The organism is Bradyrhizobium iriomotense (assembly GCF_018129405.1).
GTDB lineage: Bacteria > Pseudomonadota > Alphaproteobacteria > Rhizobiales > Xanthobacteraceae > Bradyrhizobium > Bradyrhizobium iriomotense_B.
In genome coordinates this window covers 77,011-94,973 of the sequence record NZ_JAFCLP010000006.1, presented here as the reverse complement: position 1 = coordinate 94,973, position 17,963 = coordinate 77,011, and the positions used below count along the sequence as shown (strand labels likewise).

Sequence of the window (17,963 nt, the reverse complement as noted above, 5' to 3'; positions counted from 1 at the left end):
CGCCGGATCGCATTCGTGCCTATCTGTTCGCCCGCAGGGGACGTTCACGGATGTTGCGGATCATTGCCAATGCGGCGCTGCTGGCCGGCGCGCTCGCGCTCGGTGCATGCGGCTTTGCCGACAGCCGGGCGCCGGTGCCCGAGTTCATGCGCATCAAGGAAGCCGAGCAGCCGCCGCCGGAGCCGCCCCCCGACGTCAAGCGCGTGGTGCGCGAGCAGATCGACGTGGTGTTTCTCACCACGTCCTATCCACGTGAGGTTCATGTCGCCCCGCCCCATCACGAGGTGCGAGGACCGGGCTGGACCGCCTGCGTCCGTGCGCAGCTCACCTCCGCAACCGGCACTTCTCTCGGCGCCCAGACCTACATCGTGACCATCAATGGCGGAAAGGTCGTCGATCGCCGGCGCGCCGAAGCCGACGACATTTGCGGGACCGAGACTTACGAGCCGATCTAGGAACAATCCGCGATTGACGAAGGTGCGGTTCCGGGAAAAACCAGTATTGCGGCCGGGAACGATCACCGCCTCCCCTTCTTGTTACCGCCGAGGGCAGTTTCGAGGAGGACATGATGAGGACGTTGACTATTGCGCTGTTGGCGGGCGTGGGTGCTTTGGCCGCCGCCTCGGGGGCGAAGGCTTCCGATATCTACACGAGCAGCGAATACACCAATCCGGATCTCGTCCAGCAGGTACGACTTGTCTGCGACGATACCGGCCGCTGCTATCGCACGCGCGGCGGTTCGCGTGTCATCGTGCGGGATTCCTATAACTACATGCCGCGCGAACGCTATTACGAGCGCCGGACCTATCACCGCGATTGGGATGACGGCCCGCGCGCCGGGGTCGGCATTCGCGCGCCCGGTGTCAGCGTTGGCGTCGGTGTCGACGACCGCTGGTGATCGATGAACGCGTGATTGATGAGCGGGACCGGGCGAGACAACTCGCCCGGTCCCGCCGCTTCCGCATGCCGGTTGAACGGAATCAGGCGGCGACGGATTGCTGCCGGAACTGCTCGTAGGCCGCGATTGCATCGGCGGCGTACATCAGCGACGGCCCGCCTCCCATATAGACGGCCATGCCGAGCGTCTCCTCGATCTCCTCGCGCGTTGCGCCGAGCTTGACGAGCGCCTCGGTGTGAAAGCCGATGCAGCCGTCGCAATGCGCGGCGACCCCGAGCGCCAGCGCGATCAGTTCCTTGGTCTTCTTGTCCAGCGCGCCGTCGCGGGTCGCGGCCTGGGCCAGCGCGGCAAATCCCTTCATGGTGTCGGGAATGTCGCTCCGCAGCTTCTTCATGTTGGCGGAGATTTGCCGCGTGATTTCGGGATAGTTCTTGTCCATGACTTAGTCTCTACTGTGACTTCAGGTTTCGAGCGGATCGGCCGGCGTGACGAAGCGCGTCAATGACGGCAGGTGAGCGATGAAACGGGCGAGCACCATGCCGGCGCACATCGCCGCAACGAAGATGACCGCGGAGGCCGACCCGAATCCGAGCGCTGTCAGCGCCGGACCCGGACAGAAGCCCGCCAATCCCCAGCCGACACCGAAGATCGCGGGACCTGCGACGATCCTGGGATCAATGTCTCGCCGGGTCGGCAGATAAAATCGATCGGCGAAGAACGGACGCGCGAGCTTTAGGACGCGATTGAAGCCGATGAAGGTCACGGCCACCGCGCCCGCCATCACGAAGGCGAGGCTCGCATCCCATGTCCCTGCCGGAATGCCGCCGATGTCCAGGAAGTTCAGCACCTTGGCCGGGTTCGACATGCCGGAGACGATGAGGCCGATGCCGAAGATCAGGCCGATCGCGAATTGAACGAGGATTGCCATTGCCATCAGCTCCAGTGCCGCATCACGAAGACGGTCGCCATGCCTGCCGCCATGAAGGTCATGGTCGCGACCAGCGAGCGCACCGACAGCCGCGACAGGCCGCAGACGCCATGGCCGGAGGTGCAGCCGCTGCCCCACACCGAACCGAAACCGGTGAGCAATCCGCCGATGATCAGGACGGCCGGCCCGGCCGCGATCGTCTGCGCTGGAAGACGCCCGGTGACAAGCAGGACCAGCACGGGGGCGACGACGAGACCGGCGACGAAGGCGAGCCGGCCGGCAAACTCGCCGTCTTCGTAAGGCGGAAAGAGCCGCGCCGCGATGCCGCTGACGCCGGCGATGCGTCCGTTCGCCCACATCAGCAGAACGGCGGATAGCCCGATCAGCGCACCGCCGACGAGGGAGGCAATCGGCGTAAATGATGTCGAAACCATCAGATCCTCCGGCGGCACAGTCCCAGCATCTCGGAAAGCTGCGCGCATTGAGCCTAGTCAAATCCAGGCATGACGGTGAGACGCTATATTACAGCATCGCGATATTACAGCATCGCGAGCCGGAAGGTCCGCTCGGTGTCGGCAACTCTGTACCGCCTCTTCTGCGCACCGGAATCGGGCTCGCTGGCATTGACGCCCGGAGCGCTGCATGACTGACGACACCTTCATCGAAGGGCCTCTCTACGAGAAGCGCAGGAAGGTCTATCCCCAATCGGTCCGCGGCCCCTTCCGCCGCATCAAATGGGCGATCCTCTGCGTCACGCTCGGAACCTACTATCTCCTGCCGTTCGTCCGCTGGAACCGCGGGCCGGGCCTGCCGGACCAGGCAGTGCTGATCGATCTTCCGCATCGGCGCTTCTACTTCTTCTTCATCGAGCTGTGGCCGCAGGAGGTCTACTACTTCACCGGCCTGCTGATCATCGCGGCCATGACGCTGTTCCTGATGAATGCGGTCGCCGGCCGGCTGTGGTGCGGCTACATGTGCCCGCAGACGGTGTGGACCGACCTGTTCTACGCGGTGGAGCGCTGGGTCGAGGGCGACCGGCGCGAGCGCATGCAGGGCGACAAGCGCTACTGGACGCTCGAGCACATTCGGAAAGTCGCGCTGAAACACTTTCTCTGGATCATGATCGCGTGGTGGACCGGCGGCGCCTGGGTGCTCTACTTTTCCGATGCGCCGACGCTGGTGAAGGAGCTCGCCACCTTCCAGGCCCCGTTCATCGCCTATCTCTGGATCGGCATCCTCACCGCCACGACTTACGTCTTTGCCGGTCACGCCCGCGAGCAGATGTGCATCTACATGTGCCCGTGGCCGCGCATCCAGGCGGCGCTGACCGACGAATGGGCGCTCAACGTCACCTATCGCCGCGACCGCGGCGAACCGCGCATGTCGGTGAAGAAGGCGGATGCGGCCCGTGCCCACGGCGATCTCGCCGGTGACTGCGTCGACTGTCACCAGTGCATCAATGTCTGTCCGACCGGCGTCGACATCCGCAACGGCATCCAGCTCGGCTGCATCCAGTGCGGCCTCTGCATCGACGCCTGCGACAACGTCATGCAGGAGATCGGCCGGCCCAAAGGCCTGATCGGCTACGACACCGACATCAACATGCAGCGCCGGCGCGAGGGCAAGGCACCGATCTACCGCATCATCCGTCCGCGCACGCTGATCTATGCCGCGGCCATCGCCATCGTCGGCAGCATCATGCTCTATGCCCTCGCCACCCGCGCGACGATGGACGTCAACGTGCTGCACGAGCGCAATCCGCTCTTCGTCCAGCTTTCGGATGGCGGGGTACGCAACGACTACACCGTGCGCATCCTCAACAAGGGCGCACAGCGATCGTTCGAGCTCGACATCTCCGGCCTGCCGGGCGCGGTCATTCGCGTCGCTGGCATCGAGGCCGGTCCCGGCGGCAAGCCCATCATCGAGGTCGGGCAGGATCAGACGCGCGAGGTCAGGCTGTCGGTGCAGGTCGGCCCAGCCGACCTGCCGAAGACCTCCCGCGACGTCGAGATCGCCATCACCGATACGGCCAGTGGCGGTCGCGCGAGCACCCGCGATCATTTCGTACCGGGAGACTAGCCACCGGTCCGCGGAGTAGCCGGAGGCAGCCGCGACCGGATGCTGAATGAAATGTTAACACTACCGCTCGAATTGCAGCGGCGTCCCAACGGTATTTTCCAATCTTTGCGCTAAGCATGACCGGTAACACGGGCTCAGCTCGCGTGAACGGGGACGACGGGACGTGGTCGACATCGCGCATCAGGCTGCGATCAATCCGGCATCGGCAAGGGATGTCGCTCCAGCGCGCGCGCGCGTTCCGCTAGCGGCGGTCGACACCGGCCAATGGCGTGCGCTCGCGCAGCGCGCGATCGAGCCGAACGGATATTACCTGCCCGCCTGGGAGCTCGCCGTCAGCGCGAGTGCGCGCGGCCGCACGGACGCCTCGGCGCTGCCGGCATTCGACGGATCTTCGACGCGGCTGATCGGGCTGATGCCGGTGATCTCGCTCTGGCACGCCCAAAAGATTCCCCTGCCCGCACTGGTGAGCGCCCATCCCTATGGCACGTTGTGCAGCCCGTTGATCGATCGCGATGCTCCGATCGAGGCGGCCACGCGCCTGTTGCAGCGGACGCGCGAGGCTGGCGCGCATGCGCTCGTGCTGAACGACGTCGCGCTCGACGGCGCAGCGATGAATGCACTCAACCAGGTTCTGAACCGCGACGGCCTGAAGCCGCGCGTGCTCTCCTCCTACATCCGCGCCAGCCTCGATGCGACGCAGGATGGCGAAACGCTGTTGCGCGACGCGCTCGGCGCCAAGAAGCTCAAGGAGCTGCGCCGCCAGCGCCATCGTCTCGAAGAGCACGGTCCCGTCGCGTTCGAGGTTGCGCGCAGCCCCGACGAGATCGGACCGGCGCTCGAAAATTTCCTGCAGCTCGAAGCCAGCGGCTGGAAGGGCAAGCGCGGCACCGCGCTGGTCCAGCATGCGGGCGATGCGACCTTCATCCGCCGAGCCGTGCCGGCGCTGGCGGAGACCGCGCAGTGCGAGATCGTCACGCTTCGCGCCGGCATGACGCCGGTCGCCGCCGGCATCGTGCTGCGCCACCGGGACCGCGCCTTCTTCTTCAAGCTCGGCATCGACGAGCGCTTTTCAAAATATTCGCCGGGCGTGCAGCTCACCCTCGACCTCACCCGCCACCTCTGCGCCGATCCCGCCATCGCCAGCGCGGATTCCACGGCGAGCGCCGATCACCCCATGATCAACCCGATCTGGCGGGGACGCTTCGCGATCGGCGACGTGCTGATCCCGCTGCGGCGGAATGATCCGGTGGTGGCCTTGATTCACGCAGCACTGATCGGCATCAACGTCGCGCACGATGCTGCGCGACGCATGGTCCATCTGCTTCGAAAATAAGAAGCTACTCCGCCGCCTGCGCGTTGATCTCTTCCGAGACCTGGCGGATGGCGCGGGCGAGCAGGTTCGGATCCTGCGCGCCGGAGACGGCGTATTTCTGCGCGAACACGTAAGTCGGCACGCCGGAGATGCCCTTCTCGGCCGCTTCCTGCGCATCCGCCGAAACGCGTGCGACGTCCTCGTCGGTGGCAAGACGGTTGCGCACGTCCTCGGCATCGAGACCGACATCGGCGGCCGCCTGCACCAGCACGTTCACATCGGTGAGATCGCCGCCGTCGCGGAAATACAGCTCCATCAGCCGCTGCTTCATCTCGGGCGCCTTGCCGATGGCCTCGGCCCACAGGATCAGGCGATGGCAGTCGGTCGTGTTAGGCTGACGCGCAACCAGCTCCGGCTTGTAGACGAGCCCCTCCTCGCTCGCGGCCGCGACGACGCGCCCGGCAATGCCCTTATAGGCCTCGACCGAGCCGAACTTCTGGGTGAGATAGGCCTCGCGGCTGATGCCCTCGCGCGGCACCCAGGGATTGAGGAAGAAGGGGCGGAAGTTGAGCTTGACGGGAACGTCGGGCACCAGCGCAAGCGCGCTCTCGATCCGGTGCTTGCCGATATAGCACCAGGGGCACACCACGTCGGAGACGACGTCGATCTGGAGCGGTTTGAGCGTGCTCATGTCAGGCGCCTCCTTGGCGGTAAAGGTTGGCCCAAACATAAGCCGAACCCGCTCCGAGGCAAGGGCGCTACGTCATAGCTGCCGCGATCTGCTTCAGCCGATCCGCGGTGCGCTCGTCCGCCGGGAAGAACGTCTCCAATGCGAGCTCCGACAGCGTGATGTCCACGGGCGTGCCGAACACCATGGTGGTGGAGAAGAAACTTAGTATCTCTCCACCATGTCGCAGCTTGAAGGGAATAGCGACATTGTCGCTCGACAGCGGAGCCGCGCGCGCCGGGATGGGATAGCTCTTCAGGTCGTTGTAGAGCTTGATCAGCTCCGGGTCGGCCGTCGCCTCGCATTGCCGGTGCAGGCGCTCCAAAAGATGCCCGCACCATTCCGCGAGATTGACCGTGCGCGGCGCCAGCGCCTCCGGATGGAACGCGAGCCTGAGCACGTTGAAGGGCTGGCCGAGCAGATGCTGCGGGATGCCGTCGAGCAGCGGCGCCACCATGCGGTTGGCGGAGACCAGGTTCCAGTGCCTGTCTACCGCGAGCGCCGGATTGGGCTCGTGTGCTCTAAGCACGAGGTCGATCGCCTGGCGGGCTGATTTCAAGGCGGGATCCTCCAGCGGACGCTGCGGGAACGCCGGCGCATAGCCGGCCGCGACCAGCAGCACGTTGCGTTCGCGCAAGGGAACGTCGAGACGCTCGGCGAGCCTCAGCACCATGTCGCGCGAGGGCGCGGCGCGGCCGGTCTCGACGAAGCTGAGATGCCGTGCCGAGATCTCGGCCTCGCCCGCGAGATCGAGCTGGCTCATGCGGCGGCGCTGCCGCCATTCGCGCAAATGGTCGCCGATATGGACCGGCTGGCTGCGTTCGGCCTGTGCCGTGGATGCATGTGCGTTCATGACCAGAAACCTAGCATGCGGATTTCGGCCCTTCCATTACCCGCGAGGTAATCGAATTGGGGCGCGGACGCGCGCATCTTCGGTCACAACAGGAGGTGACCATGATCGCACTGCTGCTCTACCGGACCGTCGCAGACCACGTCTTGCCCTGGGCCATGGCGTTCGCAACCCGGATGCTGGCACGCGGCCTCAACATGCCCGAGCCGCTGGTGCATTCGACCGGCGACTATGTCCTCGCGCAGGTCATCGCCTTCGAGCACGGCGTCGGCAAGAGCCTCTGCCCGTTGCGTCTCGCCCGCCTGCTCCGCGTCTGGTGGCGCGGACTGCATTGAATTCCACCCCACCCCAAGCAAGGAGACCTACGATGATCGACGCATCCACCTTCCTGCGCCGTGCGCTGCTCGCCGACGCCATCTTCAGCGGCATCGCCGCCCTCGGCTTCACCTTCGGCGCGAGCGCGTTCGCAGCGCTGTTCAACCTGCCCGAAGCGCTGCTGCGCGAGACCGGCCTGTTCCTGATCGCCTACACCGCCCTGGTCGGCTGGCTCGCCTCGCGGGCCACGGTGGCGAAACCGCTCGTCCTGCTGGTCGTAATCGGCAACGCGGCCTGGACGATCGGCAGCATCGCGCTGCTGCTCTCGGGCGCGGTGTCGCCGAACCTCGCGGGCGAGCTCATGGTCGTCGCGCAGGCGATCGCCACCGGCGTGTTCGCCGAGCTGCAATATGTGGGACTGCGGAAGAGTGCGGGCGTGGTGGCGGCGTGAGGCCGCCTCCGCTGCTGTCGTCGCCCGGCCTTGTGCGCAATTGCGCACTGGACCGGGCGACCCAGTATTCCAGAGGCAGTAAACGTATGCGGAAAAGCTGCGGCGTACTGGATGCCCCGGTCAGGCCGGGGCATGACAGTGGAGCTAGAGACGCCAGTGCGGGCTAGGCCCGCGCGCGGCCGTTGGCCTTGCCGAAGGCGTGGCCGTTGAGCTTCTTCTTTTTGGCGGCCTTGGGGCCGGCTTTCTTGGCCTTGGCTTCCGTGCGCGCCTTCACCTTGACGCGTTCGGCCCGGGCCTCGGCGCGCAGCTTCTTGCGCTTGGCCTCGCAGGAGACGCACTTGCAGCCGATCGGCTTCAGATAGGCTTTGAAATAGTCGGTGCCGTAATCGTAGTTGATCTCGTCGCCCGGCTCGATGTTCTTGATGGCGCGGATGAACACCTTGCGCTCGCGCGGACGGACGTCCGACTCCGCATTGGGCCGGCAGGAATGGTTGATGTAGCGCGCCAGATTCTTGCGCACCGAGCCGTCGATGGTCCAGCGGCCGTTGAGCTCGAACAGATATTTGTTCTCGATCTCGTCCTGCTCGGGAATCCTGGAGTCCAGGATCGGTCCGTAATAACGGATGATCCGGGTTCCCTTCTTGATCGGTTTGGTGGCGAAGAGGCCGAGCCCGGTCTTGGAGCGGCCGACGCGATAGGGTTTGTTCGAGATTGCTGGCATGATCAGGAGAACGAGGACGCGAACGAGGCCGCATGAGCTTCAAGCGAAGCCGCTCTTCTAGAACGATTCCGCGCCGCTGTCAGGTCTCTCGCGTGCCGGTTTGAACCTTGCCCACAATGAAGACGTCTGATGGTACGGAGTTCCCGCTGCATCAAGGTCTCATCATGATCCGCATCACCTCCGCGTGCCTCGCCATGTTGCTGATGGACGCCGTCCTCGATGGTGCGAACGCCCAATCCGTGGGCAGCACCTATACCTCGACGGCGCCGAAGACCTGCCGGCAGGTCGGCAAGCCCAGCGAGCTCGACGGCAGCACGACGCGCATCTGTCCGGGCAAGGACGGCCTCATGGTGCTGATCGCCGAGGACGATCTTCGCGAGATCGTCTCGGTCGGGCGCAATCGCAAGGAAGCGGCCGGGGAACCTGCGGCAAAGCTCTGGTTCGCCCCATTCAATTCATCGGAAACCACCGTCGAATGGCGCGCCGCGGGCACAAAGCCGTTCGCGATCATCCAGCGCTGGCACATCGCCGACAGCAGCGATCCCGACAAGCAGGGACGGCCGAACACCAAGGCCATGCTGGTCGTGACCCGGCTGCCGCCGGGCCCGGTCTGCCATGTCGACTATGTCGATGCCATCGCCAACCCGAACGCCAACGAGCTCGCGCGCAAGGCCGCGGACGATTTCGCTCGCGGCTTCGCTTGCGGCAAGGATGAGGTGAAAATCATCGGCACAGGCGGCCGCGCCGTCGAACTCGCAACGATGCGCTAGGCTTTCGCCGGCTCGACGACCGCTACACGGGAAATTTCGTGGTGATGGGGGCGGTCAGCATCGCCTCGAGCAGGCGTTCGGCCGTCGTCCCCTCGGGCAGCCGCTCCAGGATGTCCTTCAGCCGCCCGTCCAGCAGCAGCGTGGTGAAGCCGTGCACCATCGACCACGCCCGCGCAATCGCGGCGCCCTGGTTCAGGGTCAGCGCATCGCCGCTGATCTGCTCCTGCCGCATCATGCCGATGGCGTTGGCAAGTCCGGCGAAGGAGGCTTCGGCCGCCTCGTGCAGCGACGGTCTGGAATAATCCAGCCGCTCGGTGCGGAACATGATGCCGTACATGCCGGGATGGGCCTGCGCATAGGCGACATAGGCCTTCGGCCGCGCCAGCGCGCGTTCGAGCGGCGTGGTGGCGGCATTGCAGGACGACGCCATCGCCGCGTTGAACTGGCGGAAGCCGACGGCCGCAAGCTCGCTGAGAAGACCAGTGAGATCGCCGAAATGATGGGTGGGTGCGGCATGCGAGACACCCGCCTCGCGCGCGACCGCCCGTAAGGTCAGGCCGGCGAGCCCGTCGCGCTCGAGCACGCGTTCGGCGGCCTGGAGCAGGGCTTCGCGCAGGGCGCCGTGATGATACGGCGTTTCGGTCTTTGCGCTCGGCGCGCGGCGGGGCGGACGCGACGCAGCGGTCGACGTCGTTTTTCTCGGGGCACGCGAGCTTCGCGCCGGTTCGCCCTTGGTGTCGGTCTTGGCCATTTGCAAGCTATATGACGCAATATTGACAGTGTAAAGATTTCACTTGACGAATGCTGCGATCGGTTCTATTCGATCTTTACGATGTAAAGATAGGGAGGGATACGCCGTGCAGCACGACGCCATCACCGAGCGCCGCAACAATATCGCGCCGATCCCGTTCGAGGCTGACGCTCCCCTCCTGAAAATCATCGGCGAACTGCCGCGCGAGCTGAACGGCACGCTCTATCGCAACGGCCCCAATCCGCAGTTCGATTCTCCAGGCGCGCACTGGTTCGTCGGCGACGGCATGCTGCACGCCTTTCATCTCGAGGACGGCCGCGCCAGCTATCGCAACCGCTGGGTCCGCACGCCGAAATGGCTGGCCGAGCACGACGCCGGGCGCGCGCTGTTCGGCGGCTTCGGCCGCAAGCTGCCGGATGCCCCGGCGAACCTGACCGACGGCGGTGTCGCCAATACCAACATCATCTTCCACGCCGGCAAGCTGCTGGCGCTGGAAGAAGCGCATCTGCCGACCGAGATCGAGCCGGGCTCACTCGCCACGCGCGGCTATCACAACTACCAGGGCCGCGTTGCCGGCAGTTTCACGGCGCATCCGAAGATCGATCCCGTCACCGGCGAACTCGTGTTCTTCGGCTACAACGCCGCGGGGCCGCTGACACCCGCCCTCTCCTACGGATCGATCGACGCCTCGGGCAAGGTGACGCGCTTCGAGCGCTTCGAGGCGCCTTATGCCAGCATGGTGCACGACTTCATCGTCACCGAAAACCATGTGCTGTTTCCGATCCTCCCCATCACCGGCAGCATGGAGCGCGCGATGAGCGGACGGCCGCCCTATGCCTGGGAGCCGGACAAGGGCGCCTATGTCGGCGTGATGAAGCGCAGCGGCACGGCGAAGGACATCGTCTGGTTTCGAGCCGAGGCCTGCTACGTCTTCCACGTCATGAATGCGTGGGAGGACGGAGACCGCATCGTCGCGGACGTCATGCAGTTCGAGGAGGCGCCGCTGTTTCCGCATCCCGACGGCCGGCCGACGGATCCGGACAAATCGCGCGCCCGCCATTGCCGCTGGACGTTCGATCTTGCGGGAAATACCGACCGCTTCCAGCAGACCTATCTCGACGATCTCACCGGCGAATTCCCGCGCATCGACGATCGCCGCGCCGGGCTGAAGAGCCGTCACGGCTGGTACGCCTGCGCCAATCCAAGACTGCCGATGTTCGGCGCGCTGTCGGGCATCGTCCATGTCGACGGCAACGGCAGGCGGCTCGGCCATTATCTGCTGCCGGCCGGCGACACCATCTCCGAGCCTGTGTTCGTCGAACGGTCAAAGGATGCGCCCGAGGGAGACGGCTGGCTGCTCGCGGTGGTCTGGCGCGCACGGGAGAACCGCAGCGATCTCGCCGTGTTCAATGCCACCGACATCGAAGCCGGCCCCGCCGCATTGGTGCAGCTCGGCCACCGCGTGCCCGACGGCTTTCACGGCAATTGGGTGGGCGCGGCGTAGCGCGTCCCGGAGTCACATCGCGAATGCAGAGAGGTCTCCCATGCACACGCCCTCGATCACCGCAGTTTGCCTGGCCGTCCTCGCGCTGACCGGTGCCACGCTCGCATTCCAGATGATCCGGCTGCAGCGGAGCCGCCATACTGTCTTCAACGGCGGCATCTTGCTCAGCCTCGGCCTTTTGATCGCCTCCGCGCTGCCGCTCCTGTCACACCTGCCATGGGCGGAATTGGCTGAAGAAGCATCCGACCAAGCCGTTGCGGCCCTTCACTTTTTAGAGATCGCCTACGTCATTTTGACACTGTAAAGATTTTGCTTGACCCGTGCCCAGCCCGCAAGTAGAAATCTTTCCATTGTAAAGATCGGCTCGACCGAGGCGGCCCATGGCGATTTTCCTGATCCTCGCGCCTTATGGCGCCTACACCGTCCTGATGCTGCTGACCTCGGCCATGGTCAGCGTGTTTGCGGCATCGGCAATCTGCCTCGCCACCGTCGCGATCGATGTCGCGCGCGGCCGCTCGGTGAAGGTCCTGGCCGCGGGCTCCGCAATCGTATTCGCCGCGATCGGCCTCTACCTCGTGCTGATCGACCCCGCCCTCGGCCCGCTCGGTGTCAAGCTGTCGGTCGATGTCGGCATCTTCGTCATCTCGCTGGGCTCGATGCTGGTCCGCCATCCTTTCACGCTGCAATATGCGCTCGAATCCGTCCCGGCCGAGACCGCGGCGATGCCCGGCTTTCTCACTGCCAATTACGTCATCACCGCCGCCTGGACCGCCGCCGCGCTGCTGATGGCGGCTGCCAATCTCGTGCTGCTCTACGTGCCCGGCCTGCCGCTCTGGTCGAGCCTCGCGGTCGCCTTCGCCGCCCGCAACAGCGCGATCTATTTCACAAAATGGTATCCTGAGTATCGCCAGATCAAGTACGGTACGCCCGCCCGCGCTCTCCCCGACGCCCGCTGAACAGGATTGACGATGAAGGACGTATTCGCCCGCCTCGCCTCCGACTTCCTCTCTGCCATCGTCTTCCTGGCCGTCTACCTCATCACCGACAACGTCGTGCTGGCGACGTCGGTCGCGGTTGCCGGCGCGATCGCGCAGGTGATCTATGCAAGGGTCAAGGGACAGCAGCTCAACTACATGACCTATGCGAGCCTCGCGCTCGTCGTTGTGCTGGGCACGGTCACGCTGCTGACCAACGATCCCCGCTTCATGCTGGCCAAACCTTCGATCGCGCATTTCGCGATCGGCGCCATCATGCTCAAGCGCGGCTGGATGCTGCGCTACATGCCGCCGATCGTGAGCGAGACCGTCCCGGAATATGTGACCGCTGCGGGCTATGCCTGGGCCGCGCTGATGTTCGTGATCGGCGCCGGCATGATCGCGGTCGCCGCCACCGGCGATCTGAAGCTGTGGGCGTTCTACATCACGGTGGTCGCGGGCGGCGCCAAGATCCTGGCCTTTGCCGTGCAGTATGTCGTGCTCAGGCTCATCGTCACCAGCCGCCGCCGCGCCGCCGCCCGCGCCTGAAGCGCGATGCGATCGCGCTTCAGGTTGACGTTTGAGCACGATCTTTTCGGAAAACCGCCACACACTTTTCCGGATCATGCTTCGATGCCCTATCGGAGCGTTAGGCAGGAGCTGCGAGTTGGGCTATAGGCTCGCCCAGGACTGGTCGCGGATCGTCGCGGCCCGCCGGGATTTGTTGGGGAGACGGGAATGGCCGTAGACGGCAACTGGAATCTGACCATGACGACGCCGATGGGCGAGCGCAACTCGACGCTCAGCCTGAAGGCCGCGGGCGGCGCGCTCACGGGCGCGCAGGTTGCGGAAGGTAATTCCGCCGAGATCTTCGACGGCACCGTCAGCGGTGACAACGTCTCCTGGAAGGTCTCGATCGACAAACCGATGCCGCTCACGCTCGAATTCACCGGTACGGTCTCCGGCGACAGCATCAGCGGCGAGATGGGGATCGGCCCGATGGGCAGCTTCCCCTTCACGGGCGCGCGCGCGTAAGCGCGCTGCACCGATGCGTGCGCTCCGTCTCATCGCGGCGACGATCCTGTGTGTCGCGACACAGGCAGCGCGCGCGGATGACAGCGAACCGGCGTGGCGCGCAAGCGCGCTCGCCATGGTGCCAGCGGGCTATGTTGCCGGCACCGCCTATCGCACCGAAGGTGCGATAGGCTATCTCGCTGTGTATCCGACAACGTCGAACGATCCGAAGACACCGGCGAGTGTGTTTGCCGCACGCCAGGCTCTCGTCGTTACGCTGACGCCTGATGCGACGCGCGCGATCTCGGCCGAGCTGAAGCCGCGCGCCGCGCCGGACCGTGACAACGACGACAACGATTTCGCGAAGCTGCACGCCGATCTCGCCGGCAAGCGCGCCAGCCTCCCTGATGGTACCGAGCCCTGCGATCTCGGCGCCTGGTCCATCGACAAAGACCCGAATGGCCTGAACCTGCGCGCCGAGCCGTCGACGAAAGCGCGCGTGCTCGGCACGCTGCCGCCACCCTACCGGTTGAAGTTAGGCGGCGCCGAGAACACACCGGAGGGCGGCTGGCTTACCGAATTCCGCATCATCGGCTTCAAGGATGGCTGGTTCCTGATCGAAGGCGCGAGGCCCCCGGGCAAGGCTTACGAGGACGAGAAGCGGTATCCGCGCAGCGCGCCAAAGCCCTATGCCGGACGCGGCTGGGTCGCCTCCAACAAGGTCGGCGCGAACTTCGCCAATGGCTACACGCGCGCGGGCGGGCTTTTCCAGGCGCCCTTCGTCGACGCCAAATGGATGCCCGCGCAGCACGAGCTCGGCGGCCCGATTGACGGTGACGGCGGACCGAAGCGGCTGATGGCCTGCAGCGGCTTCTGGGGTCTGGTCGAGAGCCATGACGGCGTCCGCGGCTGGTGGCGCTCGCTGTGCTCCAACCAGGTCACGAATTGCAGCTAGGGCGGATCGCGACTTCGCCGATAGCTCGCCTCGTCATGCGCGGGCTAGACCCGCGTATCCATCTTTCTTGAAGAGTGATGGATGGCCGGGTCAAGCCCGGCCATGACATCTCAGCCCAAATTCAACTCCTTGAAGAAGTCGTTGCCCTTGTCGTCGATGATGATGAACGCCGGGAAGTCGACGACTTCGATGCGCCAGATCGCTTCCATGCCGAGCTCGGGATATTCGAGCACCTCGACCTTCTTGATGCAGTGCTCGGCGAGGTTCGCCGCGGCACCGCCGATCGAGCCGAGATAGAAGCCACCGTATTTCTTGCAGGCCTCGCGCACGGCCGGCGCGCGATTGCCCTTGGCCACCATCACCATCGAACCGCCGGCGGCCTGGAACTGGTCGACGAAGGAATCCATGCGGCCCGCGGTGGTCGGACCGAACGCGCCGGAGGCATAGCCGTCGGGCGTCTTGGCGGGGCCGGCGTAATAGACCGGATGGTTCTTGAAGTAGTCCGGCAGCGGCTCGCCCTTCTCCAGCCGCTCGCGCAGCTTGGCGTGCGCGCTATCGCGCGCGACGATCATGGTGCCCGTCATCGAGACGCGGGTCTTGATCGGGTGCTTCGAGAACGTCGCCAGAATGTCCTTCATCGGCTGGTTGAGGTCGATCTTGACGACCTCGCCACCGAGCGCCTCTTCGACCTGCGGCAGGTACTGCGCCGGGTTGTGCTCGAGCTCCTCGAGATAGATGCCGTCCTTGGTGATCTTGCCGAGCACCTGGCGGTCGGCGGAGCAAGACACGCCAAGACCGATCGGCAGCGAAGCGCCGTGACGCGGCATGCGGATCACGCGCACGTCGTGGCAGAAATACTTGCCGCCGAACTGCGCGCCGACACCGAGCGACTGCGTCATCTTGTGGATTTCCTTCTCCATCTCGACGTCGCGGAAGGCGTTGCCGTCGGGCGAGCCGTGGGTCGGCAGCGCATCGAGATAACGCGCGGAGGCGAGCTTCACCGTCTTCATGCAGAGCTCGGCCGAGGTGCCGCCGATCACGATGGCGAGGTGATAGGGCGGGCACGCCGCGGTGCCCAGCGTCAGGATCTTCTCCTTCAGGAAGGCGAGCAGCCGGTCCTTGGTCAGCACCGAGGGCGTGGCCTGGAACAGAAAACTCTTGTTGGCGGAGCCGCCGCCCTTGGCCATGAACATGAACTTGTAGGCGTCGTCGCCTTCGGCATAGATCTCGCACTGCGCCGGCATGTTGTTGGCGGTGTTCTTCTCCTCGTACATCGACAAGGGCGCGACCTGCGAGTAGCGCAGATTGCGGCGCAGATAGGCATCGCGCGCGCCTTCCGACAGCGCCGCCTCGTCGTCACCGTCGGTGATGACGTTGCAGCCCTTCTTGCCCATGATGATCGCGGTGCCGGTGTCCTGGCACATCGGCAGCACGCCGCCGGCCGCGATATTGGCGTTCTTCAAAAAGTCGAGCGCGACGAACTTGTCGTTCGGGCTCGCCTCGCTGTCCTCCAGGATCGCGCGGAGCTGCTTCAGATGGCCGGACCGCAGATAATGGTTGATGTCGCCAAAAGCCGCCTCCGACAGCGCCCGCAGCGCCTCGCGCGACACCACCAGCATGTCCTTGCCCAGGACCTTCTCGACCCTGACGCCCTCGGACGAAATCTTCTTGTAGGGCGTCTCGTCCTTGCCCAGCGGGAACAGCGGAGTGTGCTTGTAGGGCGGAACAGGCTTGGACGGGTCGGGGAAGGCGGTGGGAGCGTTCATGGAGCGAATCTCGGGGGTTTGGAGCCCTGGCGGGCCGCTAGCATAGAAGCGTTCTAAGCTTTTTTGCCGCAAAGGGAAGGCGTTCTGGCGCGGCCGGGGCATCTGAATTCGGCGACAAGACGGCCCTTTTCCGGGCCAATGTCCGCAGAGATGCGCGCCCGCCATTGTCTCCGGGGAAGGTCTGGACGCACCCCTTGCACTCCGCGCGCGACGAAGGTTGAATGCGCGCCCTCAGGGGCTTTTCATCATGATTTTCAAACTGAACGTCCGCGGCGCGATCCTGGTCGCCGCCGCCATCACCGGCCTTGTGACTCTCGCCTCGCCCGCGCGCGCCGATCGCTGCGACGACAGCGCCAAGGAGCTGGCGAACCAGATCGACCGCCTCAAGGTGAATTTCCGGGCCGCCAACGTCGTCTACCTGACGCACCCGGCGGCCAAGGAGCTTTCGGTCGGTTGCCGTGGCGACAAATATTCGATCGAGCTCTATGCCAAGGGCGACCGCAAGCCGACGCCGGAGTTTTACGCGCTGGTGGGATCGATGGCGGCGATCGTCTTCACCGTGACCAAGGACGACACCACGACGGGCGCGACACGCTGCCTGAAGCGGATGGGACTCCTGCGCGGCGACAAGGTCAGCATGCGCTACCGGCGGCTCAACATGGATTGCACCCGCACCAAGACGGACGCGTCCATCGCGATCACGCGCGGCAAGGACGAGTAGGACACTCGCTTTCCACACACTCCGTCATTGCGAGCGGAGCGAAGCAATCCAGAGTCTTTCCGCAGAGGATTCTGGATTGCTTCGCTCCGCTCGCAATGACGAGGAGAGAGCTACCGTCCTCTCAAATCTCCCCTTCGCGGAAGCAAGAACAGCGCACAATCCACCGCACCAATCCCTCGCATTTTAACGATCGCCTTGAAGGAAATTTCGCTCCTCCCGGAGCAGGCTGAATTGTTTCCATGCGTGAGGATTTGTGGATGAAGGTTTCCACCGTAGCGCCGCCGCCGATCGCGATCGTGGTACCTAACTACGACACGACCAAGCAGCAGGACGACCAGACCAAGACTGAGGACACCGAGGCGACCTACAAGCCGCAGCCGCCCGCGCCGCTGCCGCCGGGTCAGGGCACGCGGATCGATCAGCTCGCCTGACCGGCTCTTTCTGAGATGAATCGCCCGATCCGGTCGATCGGGCTTTTCGCGCGTCCGGCCGCATCTTCGCCGGATAGCGGGATCACACTCGTGCGCGCTCGGGTCTGAGAGTTGCGCATGATCGTCCGCCTTCTGCTGCAGAACACGATCTTCACCGTCGCGATGGGCGCGCTGCTGTTCGCGTCTGCCGGCACGCTGCATTGGCCGTCGGCCTGGGTGTTCCTCGTCAGCTCCGCCCTGCTTGGTCCGCTCTGCGGCTGGTGGCTCTACCGGCTCGATCCGGCGCTGCTGGCGGAGCGCCTCCGTCCGGTCATCCAGAAGGACCAGCCGCCGGCCGACAAGGCCTTCGTCGCCGCCCTCATGGCGGCGATGCTGGCCTGGCTGGTCGTGATGGGGCTCGACCGGCGTTGGCTTGGGCCCGACATGCCGGTTGCCTTGCTGGTGCTCGGCTTCGTGCTGTTCCTGCTCTGCATGTTGTTCACGATGTCAGTGTTCCGTGAGAACTCGTTCGCCACGCCCGTGGTGAAGCTGCAAGCCGAGCGCGCGCAGCGCGTGATCTCGACCGGGCCCTACGCGCATGTGCGCCACCCCATGTACAGCGCCATGATCCTGTTCTTCGCCGGCCTGCCGCTGCTGCTGGGCTCGTGGTGGGGACTGGCGATGGCGCCGTTGTTCCTCGCCCTGTTCGCCGTCCGCATCGGCATCGAGGAGCGCACGCTGCGCGAGGGCCTGCCGGGCTATGCCGACTATGCGGCACGGGTGCGCTATCGCCTGGTGCCCGGCGTGTGGTGAGTGC

24 protein-coding genes are annotated in these 17,963 nt (G+C 65.1%); 16 read left to right on the top strand and 8 right to left on the bottom strand.

The window, feature by feature from the left end; all coding sequences use genetic code 11:
- Positions 1-50 precede the first annotated feature (50 nt).
- Both JQ592_RS15570 and JQ592_RS15565 read left to right on the top strand, forming a co-directional pair.
- Positions 51-455 carry a hypothetical protein gene (locus tag JQ592_RS15570; RefSeq protein ID WP_211403719.1) on the top strand — a complete coding sequence of 135 codons (405 nt, stop codon included), beginning with the start codon at positions 51-53 and terminating at the stop codon, positions 453-455.
- A gap of 110 nt (positions 456-565) precedes the next feature.
- The gene (locus tag JQ592_RS15565; protein ID WP_211403718.1) at positions 566-898 is read left to right on the top strand and encodes a hypothetical protein; all 333 of its coding nucleotides are present in this window, start codon (positions 566-568) and stop codon (positions 896-898) included.
- 82 nt (positions 899-980) lie between these two features.
- On the opposite strand, the gene JQ592_RS15560 is transcribed toward JQ592_RS15565, so the two are convergent.
- From JQ592_RS15560 to JQ592_RS15550, 3 genes are read right to left on the bottom strand one after another with little or no spacing between them, the layout of a single operon-like run.
- Complete coding sequence (locus tag JQ592_RS15560; RefSeq protein WP_211403717.1) at positions 981-1,337, bottom strand: carboxymuconolactone decarboxylase family protein; 357 nt, start codon at positions 1,335-1,337, stop codon at positions 981-983.
- Between the two features lie 21 nt (positions 1,338-1,358).
- Positions 1,359-1,826: a DUF6691 family protein gene (locus JQ592_RS15555; protein WP_211403716.1), complete on the bottom strand. Its 468-nt coding sequence runs from the start codon at positions 1,824-1,826 to the stop codon at positions 1,359-1,361.
- A gap of 5 nt (positions 1,827-1,831) precedes the next feature.
- Positions 1,832-2,260: a YeeE/YedE family protein gene (locus JQ592_RS15550; protein WP_211403715.1), complete on the bottom strand. Its 429-nt coding sequence runs from the start codon at positions 2,258-2,260 to the stop codon at positions 1,832-1,834.
- A gap of 208 nt (positions 2,261-2,468) precedes the next feature.
- On the opposite strand from JQ592_RS15550, the gene ccoG reads away from it, so the two are divergent.
- Positions 2,469-3,905, top strand: coding sequence for a cytochrome c oxidase accessory protein CcoG (ccoG, locus tag JQ592_RS15545; protein WP_211403714.1), 1,437 nt, complete (start codon positions 2,469-2,471; stop codon positions 3,903-3,905).
- Between the two features lie 163 nt (positions 3,906-4,068).
- On the top strand, positions 4,069-5,238 hold the full coding sequence (locus JQ592_RS15540) for a GNAT family N-acetyltransferase (RefSeq protein WP_211403713.1): 1,170 nt from the start codon (positions 4,069-4,071) through the stop codon (positions 5,236-5,238).
- 4 nt (positions 5,239-5,242) lie between these two features.
- Here JQ592_RS15540 and JQ592_RS15535 read toward each other — a convergent pair whose 3' ends face one another.
- Positions 5,243-5,908 carry a DsbA family oxidoreductase gene (locus tag JQ592_RS15535; RefSeq protein ID WP_211403712.1) on the bottom strand — a complete coding sequence of 222 codons (666 nt, stop codon included), beginning with the start codon at positions 5,906-5,908 and terminating at the stop codon, positions 5,243-5,245.
- 67 nt (positions 5,909-5,975) lie between these two features.
- A complete protein-coding gene (locus JQ592_RS15530) occupies positions 5,976-6,797 on the bottom strand; it encodes a helix-turn-helix domain-containing protein (RefSeq protein ID WP_211403711.1) in 822 nt (273 codons plus the stop codon).
- A gap of 101 nt (positions 6,798-6,898) precedes the next feature.
- On the opposite strand from JQ592_RS15530, the gene JQ592_RS15525 reads away from it, so the two are divergent.
- Together JQ592_RS15525 and JQ592_RS15520 are read left to right on the top strand one after the other, a co-directional pair.
- Positions 6,899-7,129 (top strand): hypothetical protein, encoded by a 231-nt coding sequence (locus JQ592_RS15525; RefSeq protein WP_211403710.1) that lies wholly within the window; start codon positions 6,899-6,901, stop codon positions 7,127-7,129.
- Positions 7,130-7,161: 32 nt separating this feature from the next.
- Entirely contained in the window at positions 7,162-7,560 is a 399-nt protein-coding gene (locus JQ592_RS15520; RefSeq protein WP_211403709.1) for a hypothetical protein, read from the top strand.
- A 163-nt stretch (positions 7,561-7,723) separates the two neighbouring features.
- On the opposite strand, the gene JQ592_RS15515 is transcribed toward JQ592_RS15520, so the two are convergent.
- The gene (locus JQ592_RS15515) at positions 7,724-8,281 is read right to left on the bottom strand and encodes an SET domain-containing protein (RefSeq protein ID WP_211403708.1); all 558 of its coding nucleotides are present in this window, start codon (positions 8,279-8,281) and stop codon (positions 7,724-7,726) included.
- Between the two features lie 164 nt (positions 8,282-8,445).
- Here JQ592_RS15515 and JQ592_RS15510 point away from each other — a divergent pair, with 164 nt between their 5' ends.
- Positions 8,446-9,051, top strand: a complete 606-nt coding sequence (locus JQ592_RS15510; protein ID WP_211403922.1) for a hypothetical protein — start codon at positions 8,446-8,448, stop codon at positions 9,049-9,051.
- Positions 9,052-9,073: 22 nt separating this feature from the next.
- On the opposite strand, the gene JQ592_RS15505 is transcribed toward JQ592_RS15510, so the two are convergent.
- Positions 9,074-9,802 carry a TetR/AcrR family transcriptional regulator gene (locus JQ592_RS15505; RefSeq protein WP_211403707.1) on the bottom strand — a complete coding sequence of 243 codons (729 nt, stop codon included), beginning with the start codon at positions 9,800-9,802 and terminating at the stop codon, positions 9,074-9,076.
- 106 nt (positions 9,803-9,908) lie between these two features.
- Here JQ592_RS15505 and JQ592_RS15500 point away from each other — a divergent pair, with 106 nt between their 5' ends.
- The 6 genes from JQ592_RS15500 to JQ592_RS15475 all read left to right on the top strand — a co-directional run bounded on the left by JQ592_RS15500 (position 9,909) and on the right by JQ592_RS15475 (position 14,249).
- Complete coding sequence (locus tag JQ592_RS15500) at positions 9,909-11,306, top strand: carotenoid oxygenase family protein (RefSeq protein WP_211403706.1); 1,398 nt, start codon at positions 9,909-9,911, stop codon at positions 11,304-11,306.
- Positions 11,307-11,346: 40 nt separating this feature from the next.
- Complete coding sequence (locus JQ592_RS15495) at positions 11,347-11,610, top strand: hypothetical protein (RefSeq protein ID WP_211403705.1); 264 nt, start codon at positions 11,347-11,349, stop codon at positions 11,608-11,610.
- 76 nt (positions 11,611-11,686) lie between these two features.
- Complete coding sequence (locus tag JQ592_RS15490; protein WP_211403704.1) at positions 11,687-12,262, top strand: hypothetical protein; 576 nt, start codon at positions 11,687-11,689, stop codon at positions 12,260-12,262.
- Between the two features lie 12 nt (positions 12,263-12,274).
- Complete coding sequence (locus JQ592_RS15485; RefSeq protein ID WP_211403703.1) at positions 12,275-12,829, top strand: inner membrane-spanning protein YciB; 555 nt, start codon at positions 12,275-12,277, stop codon at positions 12,827-12,829.
- A gap of 189 nt (positions 12,830-13,018) precedes the next feature.
- A complete protein-coding gene (locus JQ592_RS15480; RefSeq protein ID WP_211403702.1) occupies positions 13,019-13,315 on the top strand; it encodes a hypothetical protein in 297 nt (98 codons plus the stop codon).
- 13 nt (positions 13,316-13,328) lie between these two features.
- Positions 13,329-14,249, top strand: coding sequence for an SH3 domain-containing protein (locus JQ592_RS15475; protein ID WP_211403701.1), 921 nt, complete (start codon positions 13,329-13,331; stop codon positions 14,247-14,249).
- Positions 14,250-14,359: 110 nt separating this feature from the next.
- On the opposite strand, the gene JQ592_RS15470 is transcribed toward JQ592_RS15475, so the two are convergent.
- A complete protein-coding gene (locus JQ592_RS15470) occupies positions 14,360-16,015 on the bottom strand; it encodes a fumarate hydratase (protein ID WP_211403700.1) in 1,656 nt (551 codons plus the stop codon).
- 247 nt (positions 16,016-16,262) lie between these two features.
- Here JQ592_RS15470 and JQ592_RS15465 point away from each other — a divergent pair, with 247 nt between their 5' ends.
- From JQ592_RS15465 to JQ592_RS15455, 3 genes are all read left to right on the top strand, one after another.
- Positions 16,263-16,736, top strand: coding sequence for a hypothetical protein (locus JQ592_RS15465; RefSeq protein WP_211403699.1), 474 nt, complete (start codon positions 16,263-16,265; stop codon positions 16,734-16,736).
- A 257-nt stretch (positions 16,737-16,993) separates the two neighbouring features.
- Positions 16,994-17,167 (top strand): hypothetical protein, encoded by a 174-nt coding sequence (locus tag JQ592_RS15460; RefSeq protein ID WP_211403698.1) that lies wholly within the window; start codon positions 16,994-16,996, stop codon positions 17,165-17,167.
- Positions 17,168-17,284: 117 nt separating this feature from the next.
- Complete coding sequence (locus JQ592_RS15455; RefSeq protein ID WP_211403697.1) at positions 17,285-17,959, top strand: methyltransferase family protein; 675 nt, start codon at positions 17,285-17,287, stop codon at positions 17,957-17,959.
- The last annotated feature ends 4 nt before the right edge of the window (positions 17,960-17,963 follow it).